Source organism: Aliinostoc sp. HNIBRCY26 (assembly GCF_050235535.1).
GTDB lineage: Bacteria > Cyanobacteriota > Cyanobacteriia > Cyanobacteriales > Nostocaceae > Trichormus.
In genome coordinates, this window is the sequence record NZ_CP189852.1 from 633,212 (window position 1) to 655,030 (window position 21,819).

Below are 21,819 nucleotides of genomic sequence, written 5' to 3' on the forward strand. Positions count from 1 at the left end.
ACTGGGGACTGGGAAGAGGAGACAAGGTAGACAAGGTAGGAGAGGAGAAAAACTAATGACTAATGACTAATGACTAATGACTAATGACTAATGACTAATGACTAATGACTAATGACTAATGACTATTGACTATTGACTATTGACTAACAATCTTAATTTTATTTGCGGCTCTTGTGGCTTTGTCTCTCGCCTCTTCGATACTACCGCCTTTAGCTAAAGCTACTCCCATGCGGCGATAGGGATGGGCGGTGGGTTTACCAAATAATCTAATATCTACGTCTTTTTCTGATAGTGCCTCAGCTACACCTGTAAAGGCAATGGCATCTGATTTTTCTGATGCTAAAATTACGGCACTGGCAGAAGCTCCTAATTGTTCTATGTGGGGAATTGGTAAGCCTAAAACGGCTCTAAGATGTAATTCAAATTCGTTGAGGTTTTGGGAGATTAATGTCACCATGCCCGTATCATGAGGACGGGGGGATAATTCAGAGAAAATTACTTCATTTTTGGTGATGAAAAACTCTACACCAAAAATGCCTGCACCCCCTAGAGCATCGGTGACTTTTTTGGCAATTTCTTGGGCTTGTAATATTTTGTCTGGAGAAATTTCTGCGGGTTGCCAAGATTCTTGATAGTCTCCTCGCTCTTGGCGATGCCCAATGGGTGAACAGTATATAGTGGGAGCGTTCCACCGTTTAATTGTTAATAGGGTGATTTCAATTTCAAAGTTGATAAATTCTTCGATGATCACCTTTTGACTATCGCCTCTGGAGTTGGCGATCGCATAATTCCAAGCCTGTTCTACTTCCTCTGCTGTCTGCACTACAGATTGTCCTTTCCCAGAGGAAGACATCACTGGTTTTACTACATTAGGAAAACCAATTTCATTGGCAACTTTTACTAGTTCTTCTAAGCTAACGGCATAACCATATGTAGCCGTTCTCACCCCTAATTCTTGATGGGCTAATTCTCTAATTCTGTCGCGATTCATTGTGTAATTTGTCGCGGCGGCTGTGGGAATAACTGTTATCCCTCGCTGTTCAAATTCCAGCAATTTTTCCGTTCTAATTGCTTCGATTTCTGGTATAATTAGGTCAGGTTTATGCTGAGTGACTACAGCTTCTAAATCATCAGCACTCAGCATTGATATGACCTCAAAACAGTCAGCCACCTGCATAGCGGGTGCATTAGCATAGCGGTCAACTGCTATTACATAATTGCCCAGTCTTTGGGCTGCAATTACAAATTCTTTGCCGAGTTCTCCTGCACCCAATAACATGAGTTTGCAGGGGAGTTTGATGGAATTAATCATTGACTTTTCCCAGCCAGTTTTAACCTAGCAACCTGATAATTTTGAGATTCTAATTATCATCTGCCAAATAATTAAACCTAGCTCCCCGCAGTTGTAAATCTTTACGTTGCTGCTTATTTAAGCCATTACCTAAACCGAGTTGACACTCTTCTACTAAGGTATCTATCCAGATAGTTTCATTGAGTGCTGCACCTCTAAGATCAGCTTTTCGCAGATCAGCGTTGGTAAAATTCACGAAAATTAGGTCAGCATTTAATAAGCTGCTGCCTTGTAGATTTGCCCCTGTTAAATTCGCCCGAATTAAATTCACTTCATTTAAAATCAAACCCGATAAATCAGCCCCAGATAAGTTAGGGAATTTGACTTGACGAGGATTTTGCAAAAATTCCATCACACAATTGATGTTGGCATCATTGAGTCGAATTTTCGTCAAAAACTGGTAGCGTCCTAAACCTAATTCTTGAAGAATTTGTAGACGTTGTGGCGGAGTCTGCTCTAGAAAGTGAATAGCATTCGAGCGGAGGTCTTGAGTATGATGATTGATCATGATCATTAGTTGGCACTATATCTAACTATCGGATGCACGGCTAAAGTTATCTATAGCCAGATGAACAACACTAACATGAGAACCCAGTCAAATCCCCCACTCAGACAAAGGGTAACATCTGACTTTCATAACTACGGCAAACTTTTGGTAAACTAAGTTGCAGAATTTTTAAAGAATTAGTTTCTCTCTCCCAGGGAGGCAGGGGGGGGCAGGGGGCAGGGTGCAGAGGGAAAGCATACACTATCTAATTTGTGATAGCTGTAGCCCATGAGATGAAAACATCAGGGAACTGATAAAACCCTTACAAACAGAGGCTTTTCCATCTGTAACCCTTCTCCTGCTATTAGTGGGGAGTGAAGATGAGGAAACAATTCTCCTGTATAGCCAGACAACTTGCTGTTTCTGGGCTTCCCCCTGCTCCCTGCGCCCTGCTCCCTTTCCTCCTACTTCCTGTCTGCTTCACTTTCTCCTCATGTTGACGCTCCATGCTCAAATCACGGTTAACTTGACAAATTTGCTCAGTCTGTGTATCTGTTAATGCCAAGATTGGTAGTAAATTTTGCCTTAGAGCGTTCATTTGCTCTCACCCGTTCTCCAATGACTCGATCTCAGCTAATTCTAACCAGCGATTGGTGGCGATATCAATTGCTTGTTTGAGCGATTCTACTTGTTCGTAGAGTTGCTGGACTTTGGTGTAGTTACCGGGAGTGACTGTTGCTAGTGCTTGCTCAGTTTGGGCTTTTTCCTCCTCTAATTGAGCAATTTTAGTTTCTAGCTGCTCAAATTCCCGTTTTTCCCAATTAGATAACCTACGTTTCTTTTTATTGTCTACATTCCTAGTTTGCGATGTAACTTTTGATTCTTCAGAATTTTTTGTTTTTTCTTTAGTGTTGGCGGTGTTTTGTTGTGCTTCTTCAGCTTTCTTGTAGTCAAGATACACTGAGTAATTGCCTGGATATTGTCGCAGGCTACCGCTTTCTTCTAGTGCGAATATTGTATCAACGGTGCGGTCTAAAAAGTAGCGATCGTGAGAAACTACTATGACACAACCGTTAAAGTCTTCTAGGTAGTCTTCTAATACGGCGAGGGTTTGCACGTCTAGATCATTGGTTGGTTCATCTAAAATCAACACATTCGGCGCGCTAATCAGAATTCGCAACAGAAATAACCGCCGCTTCTCACCGCCAGAGAGTTTATAAATGGGGGCGTACTGTTGATTTCCCGGAAACAGAAATCTTTCTAGCATCTGGGAAGCCGTAATTTTTGTACCGTCGGCGATTTTGACAAATTCCCCTTCTTCTTTAATGTAATCAATCACGCGCTGATTTTCATCTAAGGCAGTGAGTAATGCTTCAGAATGCTGGTCGAAATAACCGATATGAATGGTAGAACCAATTTCTACATCCCCTGCATCTGGCTCTACTCTGCCGGTAATGATATTCATTAATGTGGATTTACCTGCACCGTTCCCACCGATGATCCCCACTCGGTCTTCAGGACTAAATTCGTAGGTAAAGTTCTGAATTAGGGTACGTTCGTTGTAGGATTTGCTAATGTTACTGAGTTCAATGACTTTTTTGCCAATGCGGCGGCTGACTGTGGAGATATCGACTTTACCCTGAGTTTGTTTAAACTCGGTTTCGCGCATGGCTTGGACGCGTTGAATTCTGGCTTTTTGTTTGGTGCTACGGGCTTTTGGCCCCCGTTTTAACCATTCTAGTTCCCTTCTTAATACGCCTTGGTGCTTACGTTGGCTACTTTGGGCTGATTCTTCCGCTAGGGCTTTCTTTTCAAGGTAGTATGAGTAGTTACCTGAGTAGGTGTAAATGTCACCCCGGTCAATTTCAATAATCCGATTGGTGACTTGATCTAAAAAATAGCGATCGTGGGTGATTAAGAACAATGCACCACGAAAACGATTCAGATAACTTTGTAACCATTCTACAGATAGAGCATCGAGATGGTTGGTTGGCTCATCCATCAGCAAAACATCGGGGTTAGCGAGTAAGGCTGTGGCTAAGGCGATGCGTTTACGGTAGCCTCCAGATAAAGTCCCTATGGGTGCATCAAAGTCAACAATTCCTAACTTACTGAGGATGATTTTGGCATTGGTTTCTAATTCCCACGCGCCAGTTGCGTCCATGCGCTGCATCACCACAGACAAGCGGGACATTAATTGACTATCTTCTGGGTAGTGAGCTAATTTATCCGAAATTTCTTCATATTCTTTGACCAAAGCCATTTGTTCGCCACTATCAGCAAAAATTTGCTCTAAAACTGTGCGATTTTCATCTAAATCTGGCTGTTGGGGTAGGTAGATGATGTTAGAACTGGAGCTGCAAGTAATTTGACCGCTATCGATTGGTTCTAATCCGGCGATCATTTTTAATAGGGTTGATTTACCAGAACCATTGGTGCCAATTAAACCCACTTTGTCAGTGACATCTATACTAAAGCTGGCATCTTTTAAAATCTCTTTGATTCCAAAGTCTTTTTTAACTGATTGTAGGGTGATGATGCTCATAGAATTTTAAAAGCCACTGATGAACTGATAGGTGGGGCATAAAGCTCACTTTTGGAGATGCACTAAAGAGAAATCTGAGAGATTGGGGAAGTTCCAAGATTTATCTATGAGGTACATTAATTTTAATCACAATGTACCTCAAAATTCTGCCTAGTTTTCGACAAATAAATCAAGTGGTAGATGCCCATACATTTCGTTGATGCCTCCTTCTTTATGAGATTGGCAGGAAACTAATACACCCCGATGATGTCCTACATAGGAATCGAGGTAACATAAGCCATTTTTGCCATTCAATTTGATATAGACTGGCCCTTCTACTACTGGTAAGTCGATGGGTACTTCATAACCCAAAGCATGGGAATAGGTTCTCATAGCTAGTAGGGCTTCGGCGGCTGTGTCCGCACAAATTCCTAGGATTTGATAGTCGGAAAGTTTAGTGAATAAAATTAATGCTTGACGCACTAATTCTTTCTCCGATGGTTTGAGAATAGGGGCAATGTCTAAACAGTTAAATTTGTTGAGAATTTTTTTGGCTTCTGTAGTTGTCAGGTTGGGGTGATTGGGCATTGGCATATATTGTTTCATGGTTGGGAAAATCTTGTTGTGTGTGATTAGGCAAATTATAGTCAGTTTTGGGTATTACCCAGGTTAAAAATAAAGGGAAAATTCCCTTGGGATTCACTACCCATGACTAAGACTTTAGGCATCTGTGCGCCGCCAGTTTTCCAGGCTTCAATTGCTTCTTTTTGTAGCACTAATTGTCCACCTTGGGCTTTGAGGGTTTCCGCCAAGAGTCTTTGAGCTTCGGCTTTACCTTTGGCGCGATTAATTTCTGCTTGCGCTTCTTGTTCTGCTTCTCTAGCAACATAGACAGCTCTTTGGGCGCGTTGCTCGGCAATTTGTTTTTCTTCTACGGCTTTAGCAAATTCAGGAGAGAAGGTGAGATCAATGACGCTAGTATCTAATACTATTATTCCATATTTATCCAGGCGATCGCCTAGTGCATTATCAAAGTCTTCTTTGAGTTCACTACGCTTAGTAATCGCTTCTTCTACTGTTCTTTTCGCTGCCGCAATTTTAAATGCTTCCTGTGTTTGGGGAGCAATAATTTTCGAGACAATATTCTCTAATGTTCCTTGCTTTCTTCTCACTTCTACTACCTGGATAGGATCTAAACGAAAGTTAATCGCAAACCTTGCAGTTAAATTCTGCAAATCTTTAGTAGAACTTTCGGCGGGAACCTCGAATTTCTGTACCGTTAAATCATACACATCAATTACTGAAATAAAAGGTGGTTTTACGTGAATACCTTCAATTAAAGCACCGTCTCTGGCTTTCCCTAATATGCTAATGACTCCTGCTTGTCCTGGGTTGATAATAATAAAAGAATTTAATCCAACAATCACAAGGATAGCTAACAATATCCCCAAAACAGTGGTTTGCCAATTACCTAATTGTTGATTTTTCAAGGTTCTCTCTCCTTATGAGTGCTGTTAGCGGGGATTTTAGCCTGTGTTGAGTAAATTTATTATAGGTGAGTGGGTTTTTGTGGTGTATTGATGAGGTGAGGCTGAAAAATACCGGTAGTCTCTCCATTCCATAACTCAATTTCTTGACGACAACTTACCTATATAGTTATCTACGCTATTAACTTTTAGTTATAGTAAATACTTCTCACTCCTAACTCACAATTCCTAACTCAGCACTTAGTCAGGGTAGGTGATTCACGGGTAACAGGGGATACTCAAAGAGTTAGATGGGCTAGCAGTCCCCATCCAACACCATCTGTTTAAGAGACGCGGTTTCAAACCCTCCAGTAGTTGAGGAAGTAAACAACCTCTATCTGTTCCCTGTTCCCCCGCAGTCGCTTCACCTAGGGAAACCCTTTCCCTACAGGATACATCGTGAACCCATTGGCGCAGCCTCTCGTAGAGAAGCGTCTCGCTGGCACAGTTTCTCGTGTACATCCTTATTTAACGCCTGTTGAATTGTGGACACTAATATCGTCAACCAATTTTGTTAGCGACAGTTTGTTTGGTTGGAAATCAAATTTGCGGCTTGACTTTGCTAGTGGAAATTAGTGTGGTACTTAAGCAGCAGGATTCTATCATTGCTTAGTTAGGGATTAAAGATATTTGGGGGCAATTTTCCATGATTTAGCTGCTCACGGTGACTACCTGGATAGAAGAGTCATTTTTTGAGGGTCACAATAATTTGCTCTGGTGTAACTTGGCACAGAATATCTAGCATAACTTACGGTTGGAGGCATATAAACACCTACAGAGTTTGGAGTTAGCTGATTTTGACAAAGGCTGTACAGGGGGTTTAATGTCTATCTTGAGTGATGATGTTAACCAACTTGAGCATGATATTATCCAAGTAACCACAACTATTGTAGTCATTTACGGGGCGTTTTTTGTGTGGGCTACCTTGGTAGTTGGGATGGCTACTTTACCGCCAAAGTAACATGAAAGCGATCGCCCTTGCTGCGGCTTTCCCTCCCCTAATATTGCGAAGTGCCAATTTTGATGTGAGCTTTCGCGACCTCGGCAGTGGATAATGAAACAGTAGTGATACAAATTTGCTCAGGCTCACGCAGAGACAACAGAGGCGCAGAGAGAATAACGAATTAATATGATGTTTGGCAATAATCAATCGGAATCTAGGGAAAATCTTTGGCGTGGTCAGTTGGATAGATTTGTGAAGGAAAATCAGCAGGAATTGGCGGCTTTGGCTTGGGGTTTGTGGTTAGCAAATGGTGATACTCAAGGTACGATTGGGATTGATTTACAACCGACACCACATTTTGTTTATTGTCCCCAAGATGCAGTGGAAAAATTAAATATGAATGTGGAAAATCGGCTGCAAGAAATTTTAGGAATTATTGAGCATCATCAGCCGGAAGTTGAAGTTTTAATGATTGGAATTGGGAAGGGCGAAATTAAGTTAATTCAGTTTACACCAGAACCAGCACCACCAGTTTGTTTTGAGCAAGTTGGTCAGGATGTTGATGGTTTATTAGATTTACTAGAACAGCGTCTGGATCAATCAATTTTAGATTTTGGATTTTAGATTGACTACACCCATAAAACCAATTCGCAATGGACTAACGTCCCGCTTCTCTACGAGACGCTACGCGTAGCTTGCTTCCACAGAGTGGTACGCTAACGCAATGCTTAAGTCTACCCGCAGGTGCGCCTCCGTTGGAAACTCACGTTACAATTAGGGGGAAACACTGAAAATATTTCAGAAGTTATTTTTGTTCTAGCTCGTGAATTTCCTGATTGGTTGTGCTGTTTGGTCGTATAAAGGTTGGGTAGGAGAACTTTTCCCTCCAAAAACCCGTGCTGCGGATTTTCTCCATCTTTACAGTCGTCGTTTTACCACAGTAGAAGGTAACACAACTTTCTACGCTATACCCAATGCGGAAACTGTTAGCAGATGGGCGACACAAACTCCCCCAGGTTTTGAGTTTTGTTTGAAGTTACCACGAGAAATTACCCATAAAGGGTTGCTAGAACCCTATATTCCGGCTGCTTTAGAGTTTTTAGCCGGAATGCGCCCTTTAGGTCAGCATCTTGGCCCTATTTTCGCCCAATTACCTCCCAGTTATCCCCCCACATTAATCAACGATTTAGCTAAGTTTTTAGCAGCTTGGCCACGCCAAGAATCACCACTAGCATTAGAGGTGAGACATTCCGACTGGTTTCAAGAACCTCACAGCAGTCAGCTAACTGCAATGTTAGAAACTTTGGGTGTAGGTAGGGTGATTTTAGATTCCCGCCCCATCTATACTGGAGACGACGACCCCCAACTAGACTCAGAACGACGCAAACCCAAACTCCCTGTACAATTTAGCGTCACTGCACCTTTTAGTCTGATTCGATTTATTTCCCATCCCACTTTGTCAGTCAATCAGCCATTTATGGAAGAATGGGTAAAACAGATTCAGCAATGGTTGCAATTGGGAGTGAAAATTTACTTCTTCGTTCATTGTCCCCTAGAAGAGCGATCGCCTAGCACCGCCCGTCACTTTCAAAAGCTATTAGAACAAAATTCTGTCCCTGTTCCTCCCCTACCTTGGAATCTACTAGACTCGCCACCCAATCAATTGAGTTTATGGTAATAATTGGTGTAGATAAGGGTGGATTGACAACACTGATATAAAGATAAGATTATGACCCAATCTTTGCCAAAATTACTGACATTTGATGAATTTACCGAATGGTATCCTAATGATGGTAAACGCTACGAACTACATAAGGGAGTAATATTTGAAATGCCTCCTCCAAACGGAGAACATGAAAAAGTTGTGGGATTTATAGCCCGTAAGTTAACTGTCGAGTTTGATCGCTTGGATCTTCTGTACACCATACCTAAAACTGCATTAGTTAAAACCCCTAGTGCTGAATCTGCTTATTCACCTGATGTATTGTTATTAAATTTAGATAACCTCAGCAACGAACCACTTTTTCAGAAGCAATCAACAGTCAGTCAAGCTCTATCTGTACCATTGGTGGTTGAGGTTGTATCGACTAACTGGCGAGATGATTACTACAACAAATTTGCTGATTATGAGGAAATGGGTATTCCTGAATATTGGATTGCGGATTATGCTGCTTTGGGGGCTAGGAAATTTATCGGTAATCCTAAACAACCAACTATTTTTGTTTGTAATTTAGTTGATGGTGAATATCAAATGACTCCGTTTAAAGGTAACACAGTAATTCAATCACCTACCTTTCCTCAATTAAATTTAACCGCGCAGCAGGTTTTTGATGCTGCTAACTAATTGGCACAAAACCGTATTTTTATCTGAATTTTTAATTACTACTGTTACTAAGAATTTAGAGAATTTCTACCTTGATTTCTGCACAAATACATATATTCTTATTAGCAGTATAAAAATAACTCTGGGGGGATGGAATTATAGCCCGTCCCGCACTTTTTATATATTAAGATTCATAAAATCATGATTTTATGACTTTGGGAATATATTTCATTAAGGACAAGCTCAAAAAGAGTAATAATGGTGATCACAATTGTTTTTTTATCAACACTTATTGACCGTCTTTTTTAATAGGGGGTAACACCCCTCTTGTCAAAATCACAAAAAAGTTCGCATAAAACACTGCGGTTGAACTCATATTCATGGGTTCAAAATTACCGTAGCTGATCACTTTTAAAGCTTCTACATCACAGGAGGTGCAGATGAGTCGTCTTATCTATGAAAATTCCGTTTCATATAAGGGATATCTCATCATTCCATTTGTTTTTGGCAAAGCGGATCAGTACGAAATTTATTCGTATAAACTTTTGTCAGAAATTGGGCGTAAAAGTCACTTACATAAATCAGAGAATCCTGCACAGATTTACGGTAATAGCACTAGTAATATCGTAGAAATCGCCAAGGAACATTTAGATAACAATGCAGATTTTGTCAGTGAACGTGACATTTTTCAATCTCGCTATGTCTATCGGCGCAATTTAATTATTCTCTTCCATGAAAATGGTAGATATTTCTACGACCATTACCCACCAGAATTGTTAAATAATATTGCTGCTCCCAAATTGTTCAAGTCAGAGTATGAATGCCTAAAGTGGGTTAAGCAAGGACTAGACGGACAATATTTAGGTCAAAGAGCAGTTTAGAATTAATCATCTGACTTTTCACGTTATGTGGAATTGCAAGCTATTTTAGTCACAGAAGTTGAGCCACCACCAGAGATTGACCCAATTACCTGGTTACTGCTGACTACCTTAGAGATTACCTGTCTCGAAGATGTTGAGATGTATGTGCGATGGTATAGTTATCACTGGTTGATTGAACGTTATCACTATGTTTTGAAAAGTGGCTGTGGTATTGAGAAGTTACAACTCGAAACTGCCCACAGAATTGAGATGGCTTCGGCTACCTACAGCATCGTTGCTTGGTGTTTGCTGTGGCTGACTTACTTAGCACGTTTTCAGCCTGATGCTAGTTGTGAACTAGTTCTAGCAACTCATGAGTGGCAAGTCCTATATCCCACTATTCATCATCAACTTTATCCCCATACTACACCACCCACTCTCGCTCAAGTGGTCAATTGGATGGCTCGAATCGGTGGGTTTTTAGATCGCAAAAGTGATGGCTCTCCAGGTGTAAAAGTTCTCTGGCGTGGATTAAGTCGATTACATGATCTGATTGAGGGTTGGCAGCTTTGCCAGTCTTTCAATAGTTAATTATTGCTTCATCCTGTAGTCCGTTTCTGCGGTGTTTTCCTGGTTCCACTGCCGATAATTAGAGGCTGTTGAATAACTTTAAAACTCTTTACTAGTAAGCAATTTGCGACTATTTTTCGGAAAAAAGTGCAAGAGAATGGGGATATGAGGCTGAAAAAGTTTGCATCTCCAATTTTTTGGAGGCAAAAAAATTAGAAAAAATTATAGTAAAACTTTCAAACATCCTCTAAGACCAATTTAGGTTTTTATTTGAAAATTCCTACTCAACTAAGCCTAAAAACTATAACGTTCTTGCGCCCAAGGTTCACCACGACGATGATAGCCGTTGCGTTCCCAAAAACCTAATTCTTCTTTGTCTAAAAACTCTAAACCATTAATCCATTTCGCACTTTTCCAAGCGTAGAGATGCGGTACAACTAACCGCAAAGGGCCTCCGTGTTCGTGTGGGAGAGGTTCACCAAATAATTTAACTGCGAAAAAGTTTTCTTCCCTAACAAAATCCGCCATTGCAATATTAGTGGTGTATCCGCCATAGCAATGTTCCATAATATGGGTGGCTTTGGGATCTACCTCAATTAAATTCATAAAATCTGTGACTTTAATCCCCGTCCACTTGACATCTAATTTAGACCAACGGGTGACACAATGGAAATCTGCGGTGAATTCCTGCTGTGGTAGATTCATAAAATCTGACAAACTCAACACCACAGGTTTAGCTAAACCCCAAACTCGAAATTCCCATTCTTCAATATTGATGTTTGGTGCTTGACCGTATGTTAACACAGGAAAGCCTGTAGCTAAGTGCTGTCCTGGGGGGACGCGATCGCTATTTTCTGGATTTGATTTTTGAAAAAATTTCCCTAGCATAATCCCGTTTTAAGTAGAGGGTATAGGGGTGTAGGGGTAAGATTGCTAAAACCTATATAACTTAATTTCTGGTAGTGAATACGACTAATTTTATTTCCCTGACACCCCGAAATATTAATTTTGTTGAAAATCAAAAAATCAGTGACTATATATACTTTACTGTTGATGTGATTATTTGATCATCAGTCATGGGTAAAAGGTAATGAGTAACTAGACTAGTCTAATTACTCATTACCCATTTTCTCTTATTCTTCTTCGTCTTCTTCTTCAGCAGTAGGATAGACAAATGTAGAACGTCCAGTCAAAATAGATTTACCCAAGGAAAGAGCTTTTTGTGCTTCAACAGCAGCTTTGTGTCTCCAGGTAGCCCGACGTTTATCTCTCTTAGATTTAGATGTTTTCTTCTTAGGAACAGCCATGATAGCCGATATTGCAATTCTTGACAACCTTTCTATTCTAAGCGATCGCTAGCCGAAGTCAAAGAAATTGCGAATAGGGCATGGGGCATAGGGAATTGGGCATGGGTTACTGACTGTAGAAATGGTTGTTACTGAATTTTGAGGAATTTATCTAAGGCTGCAACCATGCTGGGAGGCCAACGGCGGATATTTTTCACCCAGTTCATGTCTTTATAACGACTATCCAAGCCATAGGCGGCTACCCAATTACTTTCCGCTTCGCCTTTTTGACCACTTACCCAATAAGCTGCTGTCAAAGCTGCACGCACATCAGCAAAATTAGGATATTTGCGGGCAATATTGCGTAATTCGCGAATGGCTTGGTCTTTCTGCCCATTTTCATAAAGTGCTAGGGCATAATTAGCACGGGCGAAGGCAAAGTTGGGTGCAATTTCAAAGGATTTTTGATAATCTGCGATCGCTTCTGACCATTGCCCTAAACCTGCTTTAGCATTACCGCGATTGTTATACGCCATTGCATCTTTAGGGTCGAGTTCTAAGACATGATTATAATCTGCGATCGCCTCTGACCATTTACCCAACCCTTCTAAAGCTGTACCACGATTTAAATAAGGATCGGTGACATTCGGGGCTAATTCCACCGCTTTATTATAATCAGCAAGTGCCGCCTCTAATTTATTCTGACTAACTCGCGAATTCCCCCGATTACTCCACGCCCCTGCATTCGTGGGGAAATTCTCAATAATTTTCGTCCAATATTTTTCTGCCGTAGCAAAATCACCTTTATTAGTAGCAGCAAAAGCTTGATTTGCCCATTCATCACCCTGCGCTAATTGCTCCTGGGTAATTGTAGCTTGTTGGGTTTGCGCCATCACGGGTGTACCCCAACCCAACACAAGAAATAGACTGAGAACTATACTAATTAACTTAATCATCATCGAGGTTGAGATTTTGTTGTGGTGGAGGGACTGGGGACTTGTACTGAGCTTGTCGAAGTATTGGGGACTGGGGACTGGGAGACAAGGTAGATTTTAACCCCATGCCCAATGCCCAATGCCCAAAATTCTTTAATTTTGAATTTTGAATTTTGAATTTTGAATTGATTAGCCCCATTCCCTATAGTAATGACATCTGCTCATTCGGCGGCGTAAATCCCATGTGCTTGTATGCAGCTTTTGTGGCTGTTCTTCCACGGGGAGTCCGGCTTAAATAACCGATTTGCATCAAGTAGGGTTCGTAGACTTCTTCAATGGTTTGGGTATCTTCTCCGGTAGCTGCGGCGATGGTTTCTAAGCCTACTGGCCCACCATTAAATTGTTCAATAATCACACTCAACATCCGGCGGTCTGTCCAATCTAAACCACATGGGTCTACTTGAAATAGTTGTAGAGCCTCGGCCGCGATAGTTTGATTAATTTCACTATGGACTTTCACTTCCGCATAATCACGGACGCGTTTAAGTAGTCGATTAGCTATCCGTGGTGTTCCTCTAGAACGACGAGCAATTTCCGCCGCACCATCTTCCGTGACTTTGGTTTGCAGTAACTGAGAACTCCGCAAGACGATTTTGCTGAGTTCGTCAACTTCATAAAAGCGCAGTTTTTGAATTAAACCGAAGCGATCGCGCAGTGGGGAAGTCAAAGCCCCGACACGGGTTGTTGCTCCCACCAAGGTAAATTTAGATAAGGGTAAACTGCGAATTTTCGCGCTAGAACCTTTACCCACAGTAATATCTAGACGATAATCTTCCATCGCTGGATACAGAATTTCTTCTGTCATCCGTGAAAGTCGATGAATTTCATCAATAAATAAAATATCTCCTGGTTTGAGGTTAACTAGTAGCCCTACGATATCTCTAGGTCTTTCTAAAGCAGGCGCACTAGTAATTTTATAGTTGACTCCCATCTCCGATGCTAATATCATTGCCATTGTTGTTTTACCCAATCCTGGAGGGCCATACAGTAGCAAGTGATCCAAAACTTCACCCCGCGACTTGGCTGCTTTGATGGCAATCTCTAGAACATCCTTGAGGTCTTTTTGTCCAATGTAGTCGGCAAATTTTTGTGGTCTGATACTCTCTTCTTGTTTTCCTTGTTCATCAACAGCAGCTTCAGGTTGCAAAATTTTCTCTTTGGGGGCTGTTTTTGCTGACTCCCGACGCTGTTGTGGTTGTCCATTGGGTTCTGGAGGCTGTTTTTTCGAGGAGATGATCGCCATAATTCAGCTTGCAACCTTACGTTTAGTTCTGGAAGTGGCTTAATTTCCGCCTTAATCATGCGTATCCATAAGCTAGCGAAGATTTTCGGCGGGAATACCCACATCAATTTACAATTTAAATTCCGGACAATTACCCAGGAGTAAAAAAATATATGTTATCTAAAAGAATCTTACCCTGTTTAGATGTCAAGGCGGGGCGGGTTGTTAAAGGAGTTAACTTTGTCGATCTCAAAGATGCAGGTGATCCGGTAGAACTGGCGAAGGTTTACAACGATGCCGGCGCAGATGAGTTAGTATTTCTGGATATTACAGCCACTCATGAAGACCGCGATACGATTATTGACGTAGTTTACCGTACCGCCGAACAGGTCTTTATTCCCCTGACTGTGGGTGGTGGTATCCAATCCTTAGAAAATGTTAAAGCTTTGTTACGAGCTGGAGCAGACAAGGTTAGTATTAACTCTGCGGCAGTACGTGATCCTGACTTGATCAATCGGGCAAGCGATCGCTTCGGTAATCAGTGCATAGTAGTTGCTATTGACGCGAGGCGAAGAGTTGACCCGCAAAATCCTGGCTGGGACGTGTACGTGCGTGGAGGAAGAGAAAACACAGGCTTAGATGCCCTACTTTGGGCGAAAGAAGTCGAAAAGCGTGGTGCAGGAGAACTATTAGTGACCAGTATGGATGCTGATGGCACTCAAGCTGGTTATGACATTGCATTAACAAAAGCAATTGCTGAGTCTGTTGAAATCCCTGTGATTGCTTCCGGTGGTGCGGGAAACTGTGAACATATCTATACCGCACTCCATGAAGGTAAGGCGGAAGCTGCTTTATTGGCTTCGCTCCTGCATTATGGGCAGTTAAGTGTATCTGAAATTAAGAATTACTTGCGCGATCGTCATATACCAGTACGTTTGTACGCTTAATTCTAAAGCCATTATAGAGATTGAGTCACATTCCCTCTCCATTCAAGACAGTTCTGCAAAAGGATGTTAGGATTAATTTACAAATATTAACTAATATTAAGAAATATGTTGATTCCTATTTTGTTATTTGATGTGGCTCTGGTGGCCTGGTCACTACACCTGATGGAAAAAGCAGTAGAAAATAAAGAATTTTCCCTCATGCTAGCTGGTACACTAGTTGCCCTTGCCGCCGCCGCTATGTTAGTAGTCTATTTTCTCATGGGACATTGCATGAGTTACTTGTTGCAAGTCAACTATTAACTTTAATCGAATAACCTTAGCAAAATTTCATATTTCACCCAAATACTTGACATTATATTCAGTCACAAGCTATGCTAATTTACGCGAATTAAGGGGTTATAGCTCAGTTGGTAGAGCACTTCAATGGCATTGAAGGGGTCAGCGGTTCGACTCCGCTTAGCTCCATTTTTACCTTAAAAGCCTACAAGATTTATGATGTGACTTGAGGAAGAAATTGGACAAGTTGTCCAGTTTTACCTTCCAATGTGCTGGAAATGTCAGAAGACTTAAAGGCCATTACAACCTAATACTACGCTGAACTTCCGCTAAAGTTTCTCTAACTTTCCTATTCAGTAGCTAGTATTGCTTCTAAATATTGCTTAACCTTATCAAAATCAAAAAACTGAGTTCTATAGGAATCATATTTGGTTTCTGAAAAAAACTCAGTACACTCTTATGAATTCTGTTCCTGTTCCCTGTTCCTCCGAAGTTCTGAGCGGAGGTTTCCTCCACTCAGACTTCTCTCTATATCCCTGCATACGCAAATAATTTCAATAATCAAGTCGGATTCCTATATATCTTTTTCAATCTCAGATGCTCAAACTGATTTCAGCTAATTTCCGGTTATTTGGGGTATCTGCTAAACCTGTAGAGATGTAATAACGTTCACCTTTGTATCTAAACCTCAACTACAACCGACCATTAGAGATAATAATAGAGGCATAACCTTTAGATGCCAGCCCTGTAGGATTTTTAGAATAGATTTAAAAGGTGTAAACACTCTTCTATCCTATCGCTTGTACACCCAATAATTTACACCACTTTTTGGTCTAAAGGTGTCTAAAAATGTCCAATATTTAGCTCAAAAATAAAACATTAGTTCTATTTTTATTAGGGGTTAGAAATTTAAAAACCCTTGATAACATTGGTTTTCAAGGATTTTATAGATATGCCAGGAACCAGACTTGAACTGGTGACACGAGGATTTTCAGTCCTCTGCTCTACCGACTGAGCTATCCCGGCTTGGCGTTTTTCTTAGCCACGATTAATAAATGTAGCAAACAAAAAATGATTTGGCAAGGGGTTTAAGAAAGAAAAATCATTTTTATTTATGGCGTAGCTTCATCAAGCTGAACAAAGCCATGAATAAGATAAACTGAACCAGCACGATACTAGGGCCAGAACCCAGGTTAAAAGCTCCAGACACCAGAATCCCTGCTAGGCTGCTAGTTGCGCCAATGATTGTGGATAAAATTAAAAAACTACTAAAGTGGTGACTCACTAATTTAGCTGTAGAAGCCGGAATGACTAAAAAGGCGTTGACCAGTAAAATACCCACAGCTTTAATAGCCACAGCTACAGCTAGTGCTAAAAGCACCACAAATCCATAACGGTACAACGGAACTGCAATACCTTGCACTTTTGCTACATCTGAGTTCAGCGTTAGCAAGATTTGCTGTCGCAAGGTGGACAATAGGAAAATGCCGCTAGCCACGAGTATGATGATTGTTAGTATCAGGTCAGTAGTATCAATAGCTAAAATATCGCCGAATAAGACGTTCATTAAGTTACCTCGATAACCTTTAATGAGGCTGGTCAGCATCACACCGATCGCTAATGCTCCAGAAAGCACTATACTAAGGACGCTATCACTAGCTAAATCGGTCTGATCAATCAGATAAAGGACAATGACTCCAAAGGCTAAGGTAAAAGGTAATAATGTCCAAGTGGGATTGATCTGTAGCAGTACCCCCAAGACTATACCTACCAATGCAGCATGACCAACCGCATGGCTGAAAAATGATAACTGACGCAAAATCACAAAACTACCTAGCAAACCTCCCATTATCCCCATGAGAATAGCACCGGCGATCGCACGCTGCATAAATGGGAATTGCAACAAGCTGATTAAATCTCCACCCGTGGCTAACAATAACCAGTTGTGGTTGCCATCATATATGAGAGCCATAATATTAGTTTTTACGATTTTTTAAATTATAAATAAAGTATATAATTGTTATTGTTTACAGAATTAATTATCTAAGTTCTTATTATTGAAACTCCAATATCATATCCCATAGAAAATTCCACACCAAGCACCTACAATGCTCCCATCAAATGCTAACTTATCCCTAATTGACAACCAAATTGGTCAATCCATACCAACTGAGATTTTGACAATAGAAAAGTCTCAGCGCATGGCAGATTTTTTCAGTTTTTTAGGAGATGCTAATAGATTAAGAATTCTCTCTTTTTTGGCGGCAAAAGAGCTTTGCGTCAGCGAGTTGGCAGCATTATTAGAAATGAGTGAATCGGCGGTTTCTCATCAGTTACGGAATTTACGAGCTATGCGTTTAGTAAGTTATCGCAAACAAGGACGTAATGTATTTTATCGCCTACACGATAACCATATTTTTCATCTTTATCAGGCAGTGGCTGAACATTTAGATGAAAAAGATGATTAATGATGGTGTTGGTAGCGGCTAAATCCTGGCCCGTAGGTAGCTAACAGATTTTGGGGTGAAAGAGCGATTTCTGGTTGTCCGGTACAAACAACTGTTTGGTTAAGACAAAGGACGCGATCGCAGTGGTGACTGACCATATCAATATCATGAGAAACCTGCAAAACCGTCCAACCTTCTTCTTGTTTTAATTCATGTAGCAAAGCATAAAAATCCGCCGTCCCTTGCATATCTACACCAGCAAAGGCTTCATCTAAAATCAACAATTTCCGAGGAATCACTAAACAATAAGCCAGTAAAACACGTTTGAGTTGACCACCACTCAGCGTTCCAATAGCTTGATTTCGCAGTTGATAAACGTCTGTTCTTCTTAAAGCTTCAGCCACAGCTAAGGATTTTTCCTGGCTTTGCATCTTTAGTTGAGAAAACAAGGAATATCGGTTCTGCACTTTTGCTACCCACCCTAAACCCACCAACTCCTTAACGGAAATCGGAAAACTGCGATCAAAGATGAAATTTTGCGGCATATAGCCTATAAGATGGCGTAAACTTCCCAACTTATTGAGAGGAAAACCGAATATTTCAATACTTCCCGTTCTGTGAGGAATCAAATCTAGCACAGCTTTGACTAATGTACTTTTGCCGGCTCCATTGGGGCCAACTATAGCCGTATTAGTTCCTGCTATTAACTCAAAGGAAACGTCCCTCACAGCTAAATAATTCCCTTGATATACAGTTAGTCCCTCAACTTTTAAAATAGGCGATGTCATATTTAGTCAATAGTCAATAGTCAATAGTCATTAGAAAAAAGGGAACAGGGAACAGGAAACAGGGAACAGTTTTTCTCATCTCCTACCTTGTCTACCTTGTCTACCTTGTCTCCCCCTGCCCCCTGCACTCTGCCCTCTACCCTATTTACAAGCTGTCTCTAGGGTTTGCAAGTTAGTTCTCATAGCCTTAAAGTAATACTGTGGGTCTTGTTCTCCAGTTTCTATCGAATCTAATGTTTGCACGCCTAGTTTTAGGTCTTGAGCTAGACTAGTGAGCAATTTATTATCTACTCCAGGTTCGCTAAATAAGGCTTTAACACTATACTTTTTGACTGTTTTGACAGTATTCTGCACATCCGCAGGAGAAAGTTGATCTTCAGGAATCTGTACTACGGCTACTTGTTTAAGGTTATAACGTTGCGCTAAATATGGATAAGCGTCATGAAAAGTTATAAAGGTGCAGTTAGGCGTTTTCTGTAGTGTCTGTTGAAATTCACTATTTAATTTATCTAATTCTTGAATGTAAGCATTAGCATTAGTTTCATATTTATCTTTGTTAGCTGGATCAGCTGCGATTAAGCCATCCCGAATATTGGTGATTTGTTGCTTTACTAGTATAGGGTCTAACCATACATGAGGATTACCTTCTGCATGGTCATGATCATGGTCGTGGTCTGTTTCACCTTTTGTGGCTTTCTCCACAGGGGAAATTTCATTTAATGGCTTGATTCCTGCACTAGCATCTATTTGCTTTAACTTAGAATTTTGGGCATTTTTGATAGTGTCTGTTAAAAATTCCTCGATTCCTAAACCATTTTTAACTAATACATCTGCTGTAGCGATCGCTTTTACATTATCTGGTGTGGCTTGATAATCATGTACTTCTGTCCCTGGAGATACCATAATACTTACATCTGCTGCGTCCCCAGCCACAGCCTTAGTAAATAGGTAAACAGGTAGAAATGTTGTGACAACTTTAATTTTTTTTGGCTGCGCTACAGGTGTAGATACCGCCTCTTTAGCTTGAGGTGAAGATGATGCTGATGTGTCTTCTGTACTACTAGACTGGTTGCAACCTACTGTCAATGACAACATCAGCAAAGCTGCTAAGGATAAAATTCTATTTCTTATAATGTTTGCTTTCCCCATCTGAACTGTTCCCTCCGCAACTATGCTGATGTCGTTTCAGTTTATATATAAGTTTTGATGATGAGAATCAGTTAATTTTATCTATAATAATAATTCTCATTCTCATTCATTTTTAGGATAACATGACTCTGCAAAGGCAAAGGAAAAATATTGTTACAGTATGACTACTTAACCTTGACATAATCAAAAATTTATAAATTCTTGACTTCTACTGTTACAAAATCTGCGACCTACTGGTAATATTTTGAGAATCGTTTTTCAGAGACAACAGGCTCACAAAAGCTTGGCATTTGGTGTGGCCAAGAGAGTAAAAGCCTAATTAAGTGTGAGGAAAAGATGTCAAAAATGTGGAAGTATCTACTAGCTAGCCCAGTATTTTGCGGCACAGTCTTATTTTTTGGGACTGCCGCCTTCGCAGGTGAAACACCTGTACCATCAGACATGAGTGAGCCAGCAAATGCAGCTCCCATCGTCAAAGCTGATCCGTCTTCTCAAAACCAGGTAATGTCACAAGTTACCTCTGTATCACAATTATCAGACGTACAACCCACAGATTGGGCATTCCAAGCATTGCAATCATTGGTAGAACGATATGGTTGTATTGCAGGTTATCCTGGCGGCACATATCGCGGTAATCGCGCCATGACACGGTATGAATTCGCCGCCGGGTTAAATGCTTGTTTGGATAGAGTTAATGAATTAATTGCCACTGCTACGGCCGATTTAGTCACAAAAGAAGATTTGGCGACATTGCAAAAACTCCAAGAAGAGTTTTCCGCAGAATTAGCGACACTCAGAGGTAGAGTAGACGCATTAGAAGCACGTACATCTGAATTAGAAGCTAATCAATTTTCCACCACAACCAAATTACAAGGACAAGTTGTCACTGTAATTAGTGATGTATTGTCTGGCGATCGCGTCAATGGTGCAGATATCACAGATAGTAATACCACTTTAGGATACAGAGCGCGTCTAGAGTTGGTAACTAGCTTCACTGGTAAAGATACCTTATTTACCAGAATCCAAGCTAACAATATCGCTAGTCCCAACATTAACACCACAGAAGGCAGACTATTTTTTGCCAATGCCGAACCCAGCAACGATGCTGTCATTGACACCGTTTGGTATAAATTCCCTCTAGGTGAAAAGACACAAGTAATTGCCATTGGGACTGGTGGTGCAGCAGATGACTTGACTAGCACCGTCAACTTGTTTGATGGTGATGGTAATTTTGGTGCTTTATCTACCTTCGGTACACGCAACCCCATTTATGGTCAAGTAGGTGGTGCAGGTATAGGGATTACCCATAACTTTAGTGATAAGTTAGCACTAAGCTTAGGTTATTTAGCTCCTACAGCGAATAGCCCAGTACAGGGGTCTGGTTTATTTGATGGTGCGTATGGTGCATTAGCACAGCTTACCGTCAAACCAAGCGATCGCATCACTGTAGGATTGACATATATCAACTCCTACAAACAGCCACTACTCACAGGTAGCAACGCTGCCACCTTCCAAGATTTAGATGCAGCATTTTCCAGCAATTCCTACGGTGTGCAAGCATCCATCGGTATCACTGATAAAATTGTCTTAGGTGGTTGGGCTGGCTATACTACCAGTCGGGTTGTTACAGGTGGTGATGGTGGAGATATTGACATTTGGAACTACGCAGTCACTTTAGGCTTCCCCGACCTTGGTAAGAAAGGTAACTTAGGCGGTATTATCGTCGGTATGGAACCCAAAGTCACCGATTCTAGTGTTGCTGCGATCAGTGAAGATGATGATACATCTTTCCACGTTGAAGCATTCTACCAATACAAAGTTAGCGATAACATCACCATCACACCCGGAGTTCTCTGGCTAACTGCACCAGATCATAACGATAACAACGATTCCGTAGTCATTGGTGCATTGAGAACCACGTTTAGTTTCTAAATTTCTCGATTTCACCTCAAAAGACGCAAAGCTGTTATTTGCGTCTTTTTTTTTGCCACACTAGGCAAAATTAATCCCAATTTACGTCTAATTTAAATTAAAATCGGGCAATTCCGTTGTCAGAATTTTAGCGCATCCGTGCCGATTGATTTTCATAGATTGGCTGTTGACTGTGCGATTCACAGCCTACAAA

At 41.0% G+C, this 21,819-nt stretch carries 23 protein-coding genes and 2 tRNA genes; 11 read left to right on the forward strand and 14 right to left on the reverse strand.

The features are described from left to right. Nucleotides 1–136: 136 nt before the first annotated feature. The 5 genes from purT to ACQFX9_RS02685 all read right to left on the reverse strand — a co-directional run bounded on the left by purT (nucleotide 137) and on the right by ACQFX9_RS02685 (nucleotide 5,852). Nucleotides 137–1,312, reverse strand: coding sequence for a formate-dependent phosphoribosylglycinamide formyltransferase (gene purT, locus ACQFX9_RS02665; RefSeq protein WP_427160584.1), 1,176 nt, complete (start codon nucleotides 1,310–1,312; stop codon nucleotides 137–139). Between the two features lie 49 nt (nucleotides 1,313–1,361). Then, entirely contained in the window at nucleotides 1,362–1,859 is a 498-nt protein-coding gene (locus ACQFX9_RS02670) for a pentapeptide repeat-containing protein (RefSeq protein WP_236144818.1), read from the reverse strand. Between the two features lie 583 nt (nucleotides 1,860–2,442). Then, a complete protein-coding gene (locus ACQFX9_RS02675) occupies nucleotides 2,443–4,383 on the reverse strand; it encodes an ATP-binding cassette domain-containing protein (protein WP_427160585.1) in 1,941 nt (646 codons plus the stop codon). 150 nt (nucleotides 4,384–4,533) lie between these two features. Further along, nucleotides 4,534–4,956 carry a DUF1824 family protein gene (locus ACQFX9_RS02680; protein WP_103140910.1) on the reverse strand — a complete coding sequence of 141 codons (423 nt, stop codon included), beginning with the start codon at nucleotides 4,954–4,956 and terminating at the stop codon, nucleotides 4,534–4,536. A 53-nt stretch (nucleotides 4,957–5,009) separates the two neighbouring features. Then, nucleotides 5,010–5,852, reverse strand: a complete 843-nt coding sequence (locus tag ACQFX9_RS02685; protein ID WP_427160586.1) for a prohibitin family protein — start codon at nucleotides 5,850–5,852, stop codon at nucleotides 5,010–5,012. A gap of 790 nt (nucleotides 5,853–6,642) precedes the next feature. Here ACQFX9_RS02685 and ACQFX9_RS02690 point away from each other — a divergent pair. The 6 genes from ACQFX9_RS02690 to ACQFX9_RS02715 all read left to right on the forward strand — a co-directional run bounded on the left by ACQFX9_RS02690 (nucleotide 6,643) and on the right by ACQFX9_RS02715 (nucleotide 10,605). Then, the gene (locus ACQFX9_RS02690) at nucleotides 6,643–6,849 is read left to right on the forward strand and encodes a hypothetical protein (protein WP_427160587.1); all 207 of its coding nucleotides are present in this window, start codon (nucleotides 6,643–6,645) and stop codon (nucleotides 6,847–6,849) included. Nucleotides 6,850–7,017: 168 nt separating this feature from the next. After that, nucleotides 7,018–7,455, forward strand: coding sequence for a beta-carboxysome assembly chaperone CcmS (gene ccmS / locus ACQFX9_RS02695; RefSeq protein WP_427160588.1), 438 nt, complete (start codon nucleotides 7,018–7,020; stop codon nucleotides 7,453–7,455). Nucleotides 7,456–7,654: 199 nt separating this feature from the next. Further along, nucleotides 7,655–8,509: a DUF72 domain-containing protein gene (locus tag ACQFX9_RS02700; RefSeq protein WP_427160589.1), complete on the forward strand. Its 855-nt coding sequence runs from the start codon at nucleotides 7,655–7,657 to the stop codon at nucleotides 8,507–8,509. 51 nt (nucleotides 8,510–8,560) lie between these two features. Next, a complete protein-coding gene (locus ACQFX9_RS02705; RefSeq protein ID WP_427160590.1) occupies nucleotides 8,561–9,175 on the forward strand; it encodes a Uma2 family endonuclease in 615 nt (204 codons plus the stop codon). Nucleotides 9,176–9,594: 419 nt separating this feature from the next. Then, nucleotides 9,595–10,035: a hypothetical protein gene (locus ACQFX9_RS02710; RefSeq protein WP_427160591.1), complete on the forward strand. Its 441-nt coding sequence runs from the start codon at nucleotides 9,595–9,597 to the stop codon at nucleotides 10,033–10,035. A 27-nt stretch (nucleotides 10,036–10,062) separates the two neighbouring features. Then, on the forward strand, nucleotides 10,063–10,605 hold the full coding sequence (locus ACQFX9_RS02715) for an IS4 family transposase (RefSeq protein WP_427160592.1): 543 nt from the start codon (nucleotides 10,063–10,065) through the stop codon (nucleotides 10,603–10,605). A gap of 273 nt (nucleotides 10,606–10,878) precedes the next feature. Here ACQFX9_RS02715 and ACQFX9_RS02720 read toward each other — a convergent pair whose 3' ends face one another. From ACQFX9_RS02720 to ruvB, 4 genes are all read right to left on the reverse strand, one after another. Beyond that, complete coding sequence (locus tag ACQFX9_RS02720; RefSeq protein ID WP_427160593.1) at nucleotides 10,879–11,472, reverse strand: sulfite oxidase-like oxidoreductase; 594 nt, start codon at nucleotides 11,470–11,472, stop codon at nucleotides 10,879–10,881. A 245-nt stretch (nucleotides 11,473–11,717) separates the two neighbouring features. Then, on the reverse strand, nucleotides 11,718–11,891 hold the full coding sequence (gene rpmF / locus ACQFX9_RS02725; RefSeq protein WP_011320324.1) for a 50S ribosomal protein L32: 174 nt from the start codon (nucleotides 11,889–11,891) through the stop codon (nucleotides 11,718–11,720). A 128-nt stretch (nucleotides 11,892–12,019) separates the two neighbouring features. Further along, the gene (locus tag ACQFX9_RS02730) at nucleotides 12,020–12,826 is read right to left on the reverse strand and encodes a tetratricopeptide repeat protein (protein WP_427162774.1); all 807 of its coding nucleotides are present in this window, start codon (nucleotides 12,824–12,826) and stop codon (nucleotides 12,020–12,022) included. Nucleotides 12,827–13,007: 181 nt separating this feature from the next. Then, nucleotides 13,008–14,108 (reverse strand): Holliday junction branch migration DNA helicase RuvB, encoded by a 1,101-nt coding sequence (ruvB, locus tag ACQFX9_RS02735; protein ID WP_427160594.1) that lies wholly within the window; start codon nucleotides 14,106–14,108, stop codon nucleotides 13,008–13,010. A 152-nt stretch (nucleotides 14,109–14,260) separates the two neighbouring features. Between ruvB and hisF the strand changes: the two genes are divergently transcribed. From hisF to ACQFX9_RS02750, 3 genes are all read left to right on the forward strand, one after another. Then, nucleotides 14,261–15,034, forward strand: a complete 774-nt coding sequence (gene hisF / locus ACQFX9_RS02740) for an imidazole glycerol phosphate synthase subunit HisF (RefSeq protein WP_427160595.1) — start codon at nucleotides 14,261–14,263, stop codon at nucleotides 15,032–15,034. Between the two features lie 105 nt (nucleotides 15,035–15,139). Continuing rightward, nucleotides 15,140–15,334 carry a hypothetical protein gene (locus ACQFX9_RS02745; protein WP_103139901.1) on the forward strand — a complete coding sequence of 65 codons (195 nt, stop codon included), beginning with the start codon at nucleotides 15,140–15,142 and terminating at the stop codon, nucleotides 15,332–15,334. Between the two features lie 92 nt (nucleotides 15,335–15,426). Next, nucleotides 15,427–15,499, forward strand: a tRNA-Ala gene (locus ACQFX9_RS02750). A gap of 404 nt (nucleotides 15,500–15,903) precedes the next feature. Here the strand turns inward: ACQFX9_RS02750 and ACQFX9_RS02755 are convergent. From ACQFX9_RS02755 to ACQFX9_RS02765, 3 genes are all read right to left on the reverse strand, one after another. Further along, nucleotides 15,904–16,002 (reverse strand): Arm DNA-binding domain-containing protein, encoded by a 99-nt coding sequence (locus ACQFX9_RS02755; RefSeq protein WP_427160596.1) that lies wholly within the window; start codon nucleotides 16,000–16,002, stop codon nucleotides 15,904–15,906. A gap of 261 nt (nucleotides 16,003–16,263) precedes the next feature. Further along, nucleotides 16,264–16,336: transfer RNA gene (locus ACQFX9_RS02760), tRNA-Phe, on the reverse strand. An 82-nt stretch (nucleotides 16,337–16,418) separates the two neighbouring features. After that, nucleotides 16,419–17,282: a metal ABC transporter permease gene (locus ACQFX9_RS02765; RefSeq protein WP_427160597.1), complete on the reverse strand. Its 864-nt coding sequence runs from the start codon at nucleotides 17,280–17,282 to the stop codon at nucleotides 16,419–16,421. A gap of 229 nt (nucleotides 17,283–17,511) precedes the next feature. Here ACQFX9_RS02765 and ACQFX9_RS02770 point away from each other — a divergent pair, with 229 nt between their 5' ends. Continuing rightward, nucleotides 17,512–17,778 carry an ArsR/SmtB family transcription factor gene (locus ACQFX9_RS02770; RefSeq protein WP_427162775.1) on the forward strand — a complete coding sequence of 89 codons (267 nt, stop codon included), beginning with the start codon at nucleotides 17,512–17,514 and terminating at the stop codon, nucleotides 17,776–17,778. On the opposite strand, the gene ACQFX9_RS02775 is transcribed toward ACQFX9_RS02770, so the two are convergent. Together ACQFX9_RS02775 and ACQFX9_RS02780 are read right to left on the reverse strand one after the other, a co-directional pair. After that, nucleotides 17,775–18,545, reverse strand: coding sequence for a metal ABC transporter ATP-binding protein (locus tag ACQFX9_RS02775; RefSeq protein ID WP_427160598.1), 771 nt, complete (start codon nucleotides 18,543–18,545; stop codon nucleotides 17,775–17,777). The two genes, ACQFX9_RS02770 and ACQFX9_RS02775, sit on opposite strands and share 4 nt — an antisense overlap. A gap of 141 nt (nucleotides 18,546–18,686) precedes the next feature. Further along, the gene (locus ACQFX9_RS02780) at nucleotides 18,687–19,694 is read right to left on the reverse strand and encodes a metal ABC transporter solute-binding protein, Zn/Mn family (RefSeq protein ID WP_427160599.1); all 1,008 of its coding nucleotides are present in this window, start codon (nucleotides 19,692–19,694) and stop codon (nucleotides 18,687–18,689) included. A 336-nt stretch (nucleotides 19,695–20,030) separates the two neighbouring features. Between ACQFX9_RS02780 and ACQFX9_RS02785 the strand changes: the two genes are divergently transcribed. Beyond that, nucleotides 20,031–21,626, forward strand: coding sequence for an iron uptake porin (locus ACQFX9_RS02785; RefSeq protein ID WP_427160600.1), 1,596 nt, complete (start codon nucleotides 20,031–20,033; stop codon nucleotides 21,624–21,626). Nucleotides 21,627–21,819: the final 193 nt, after the last annotated feature.

Excerpts from the sequence above, each read along its gene's own strand:
- purT (WP_427160584.1), bottom strand. The coding sequence starts at position 1,312 with ATGATTAATTCCATCAAACTCCCCTGCAAACTCATGTTATTGGGTGCA.
- ACQFX9_RS02670 (WP_236144818.1), bottom strand. The coding sequence starts at position 1,859 with ATGATCAATCATCATACTCAAGACCTCCGCTCGAATGCTATTCACTTT.
- ACQFX9_RS02675 (WP_427160585.1), bottom strand. The coding sequence starts at position 4,383 with ATGAGCATCATCACCCTACAATCAGTTAAAAAAGACTTTGGAATCAAA.
- ACQFX9_RS02680 (WP_103140910.1), bottom strand. The coding sequence starts at position 4,956 with ATGCCAATGCCCAATCACCCCAACCTGACAACTACAGAAGCCAAAAAA.
- ccmS (WP_427160588.1), top strand. The coding sequence starts at position 7,018 with ATGATGTTTGGCAATAATCAATCGGAATCTAGGGAAAATCTTTGGCGT.
- ACQFX9_RS02705 (WP_427160590.1), top strand. The coding sequence starts at position 8,561 with ATGACCCAATCTTTGCCAAAATTACTGACATTTGATGAATTTACCGAA.
- ACQFX9_RS02710 (WP_427160591.1), top strand. The coding sequence starts at position 9,595 with ATGAGTCGTCTTATCTATGAAAATTCCGTTTCATATAAGGGATATCTC.
- ACQFX9_RS02720 (WP_427160593.1), bottom strand. The coding sequence starts at position 11,472 with ATGCTAGGGAAATTTTTTCAAAAATCAAATCCAGAAAATAGCGATCGC.
- rpmF (WP_011320324.1), bottom strand. The coding sequence starts at position 11,891 with ATGGCTGTTCCTAAGAAGAAAACATCTAAATCTAAGAGAGATAAACGT.
- ACQFX9_RS02730 (WP_427162774.1), bottom strand. The coding sequence starts at position 12,826 with ATGATTAAGTTAATTAGTATAGTTCTCAGTCTATTTCTTGTGTTGGGT.
- ruvB (WP_427160594.1), bottom strand. The coding sequence starts at position 14,108 with ATGGCGATCATCTCCTCGAAAAAACAGCCTCCAGAACCCAATGGACAA.
- hisF (WP_427160595.1), top strand. The coding sequence starts at position 14,261 with ATGTTATCTAAAAGAATCTTACCCTGTTTAGATGTCAAGGCGGGGCGG.
- ACQFX9_RS02745 (WP_103139901.1), top strand. The coding sequence starts at position 15,140 with ATGTTGATTCCTATTTTGTTATTTGATGTGGCTCTGGTGGCCTGGTCA.
- ACQFX9_RS02765 (WP_427160597.1), bottom strand. The coding sequence starts at position 17,282 with ATGGCTCTCATATATGATGGCAACCACAACTGGTTATTGTTAGCCACG.
- ACQFX9_RS02770 (WP_427162775.1), top strand. The coding sequence starts at position 17,512 with ATGGCAGATTTTTTCAGTTTTTTAGGAGATGCTAATAGATTAAGAATT.
- ACQFX9_RS02775 (WP_427160598.1), bottom strand. The coding sequence starts at position 18,545 with ATGACATCGCCTATTTTAAAAGTTGAGGGACTAACTGTATATCAAGGG.
- ACQFX9_RS02780 (WP_427160599.1), bottom strand. The coding sequence starts at position 19,694 with ATGGGGAAAGCAAACATTATAAGAAATAGAATTTTATCCTTAGCAGCT.
- ACQFX9_RS02785 (WP_427160600.1), top strand. The coding sequence starts at position 20,031 with ATGTCAAAAATGTGGAAGTATCTACTAGCTAGCCCAGTATTTTGCGGC.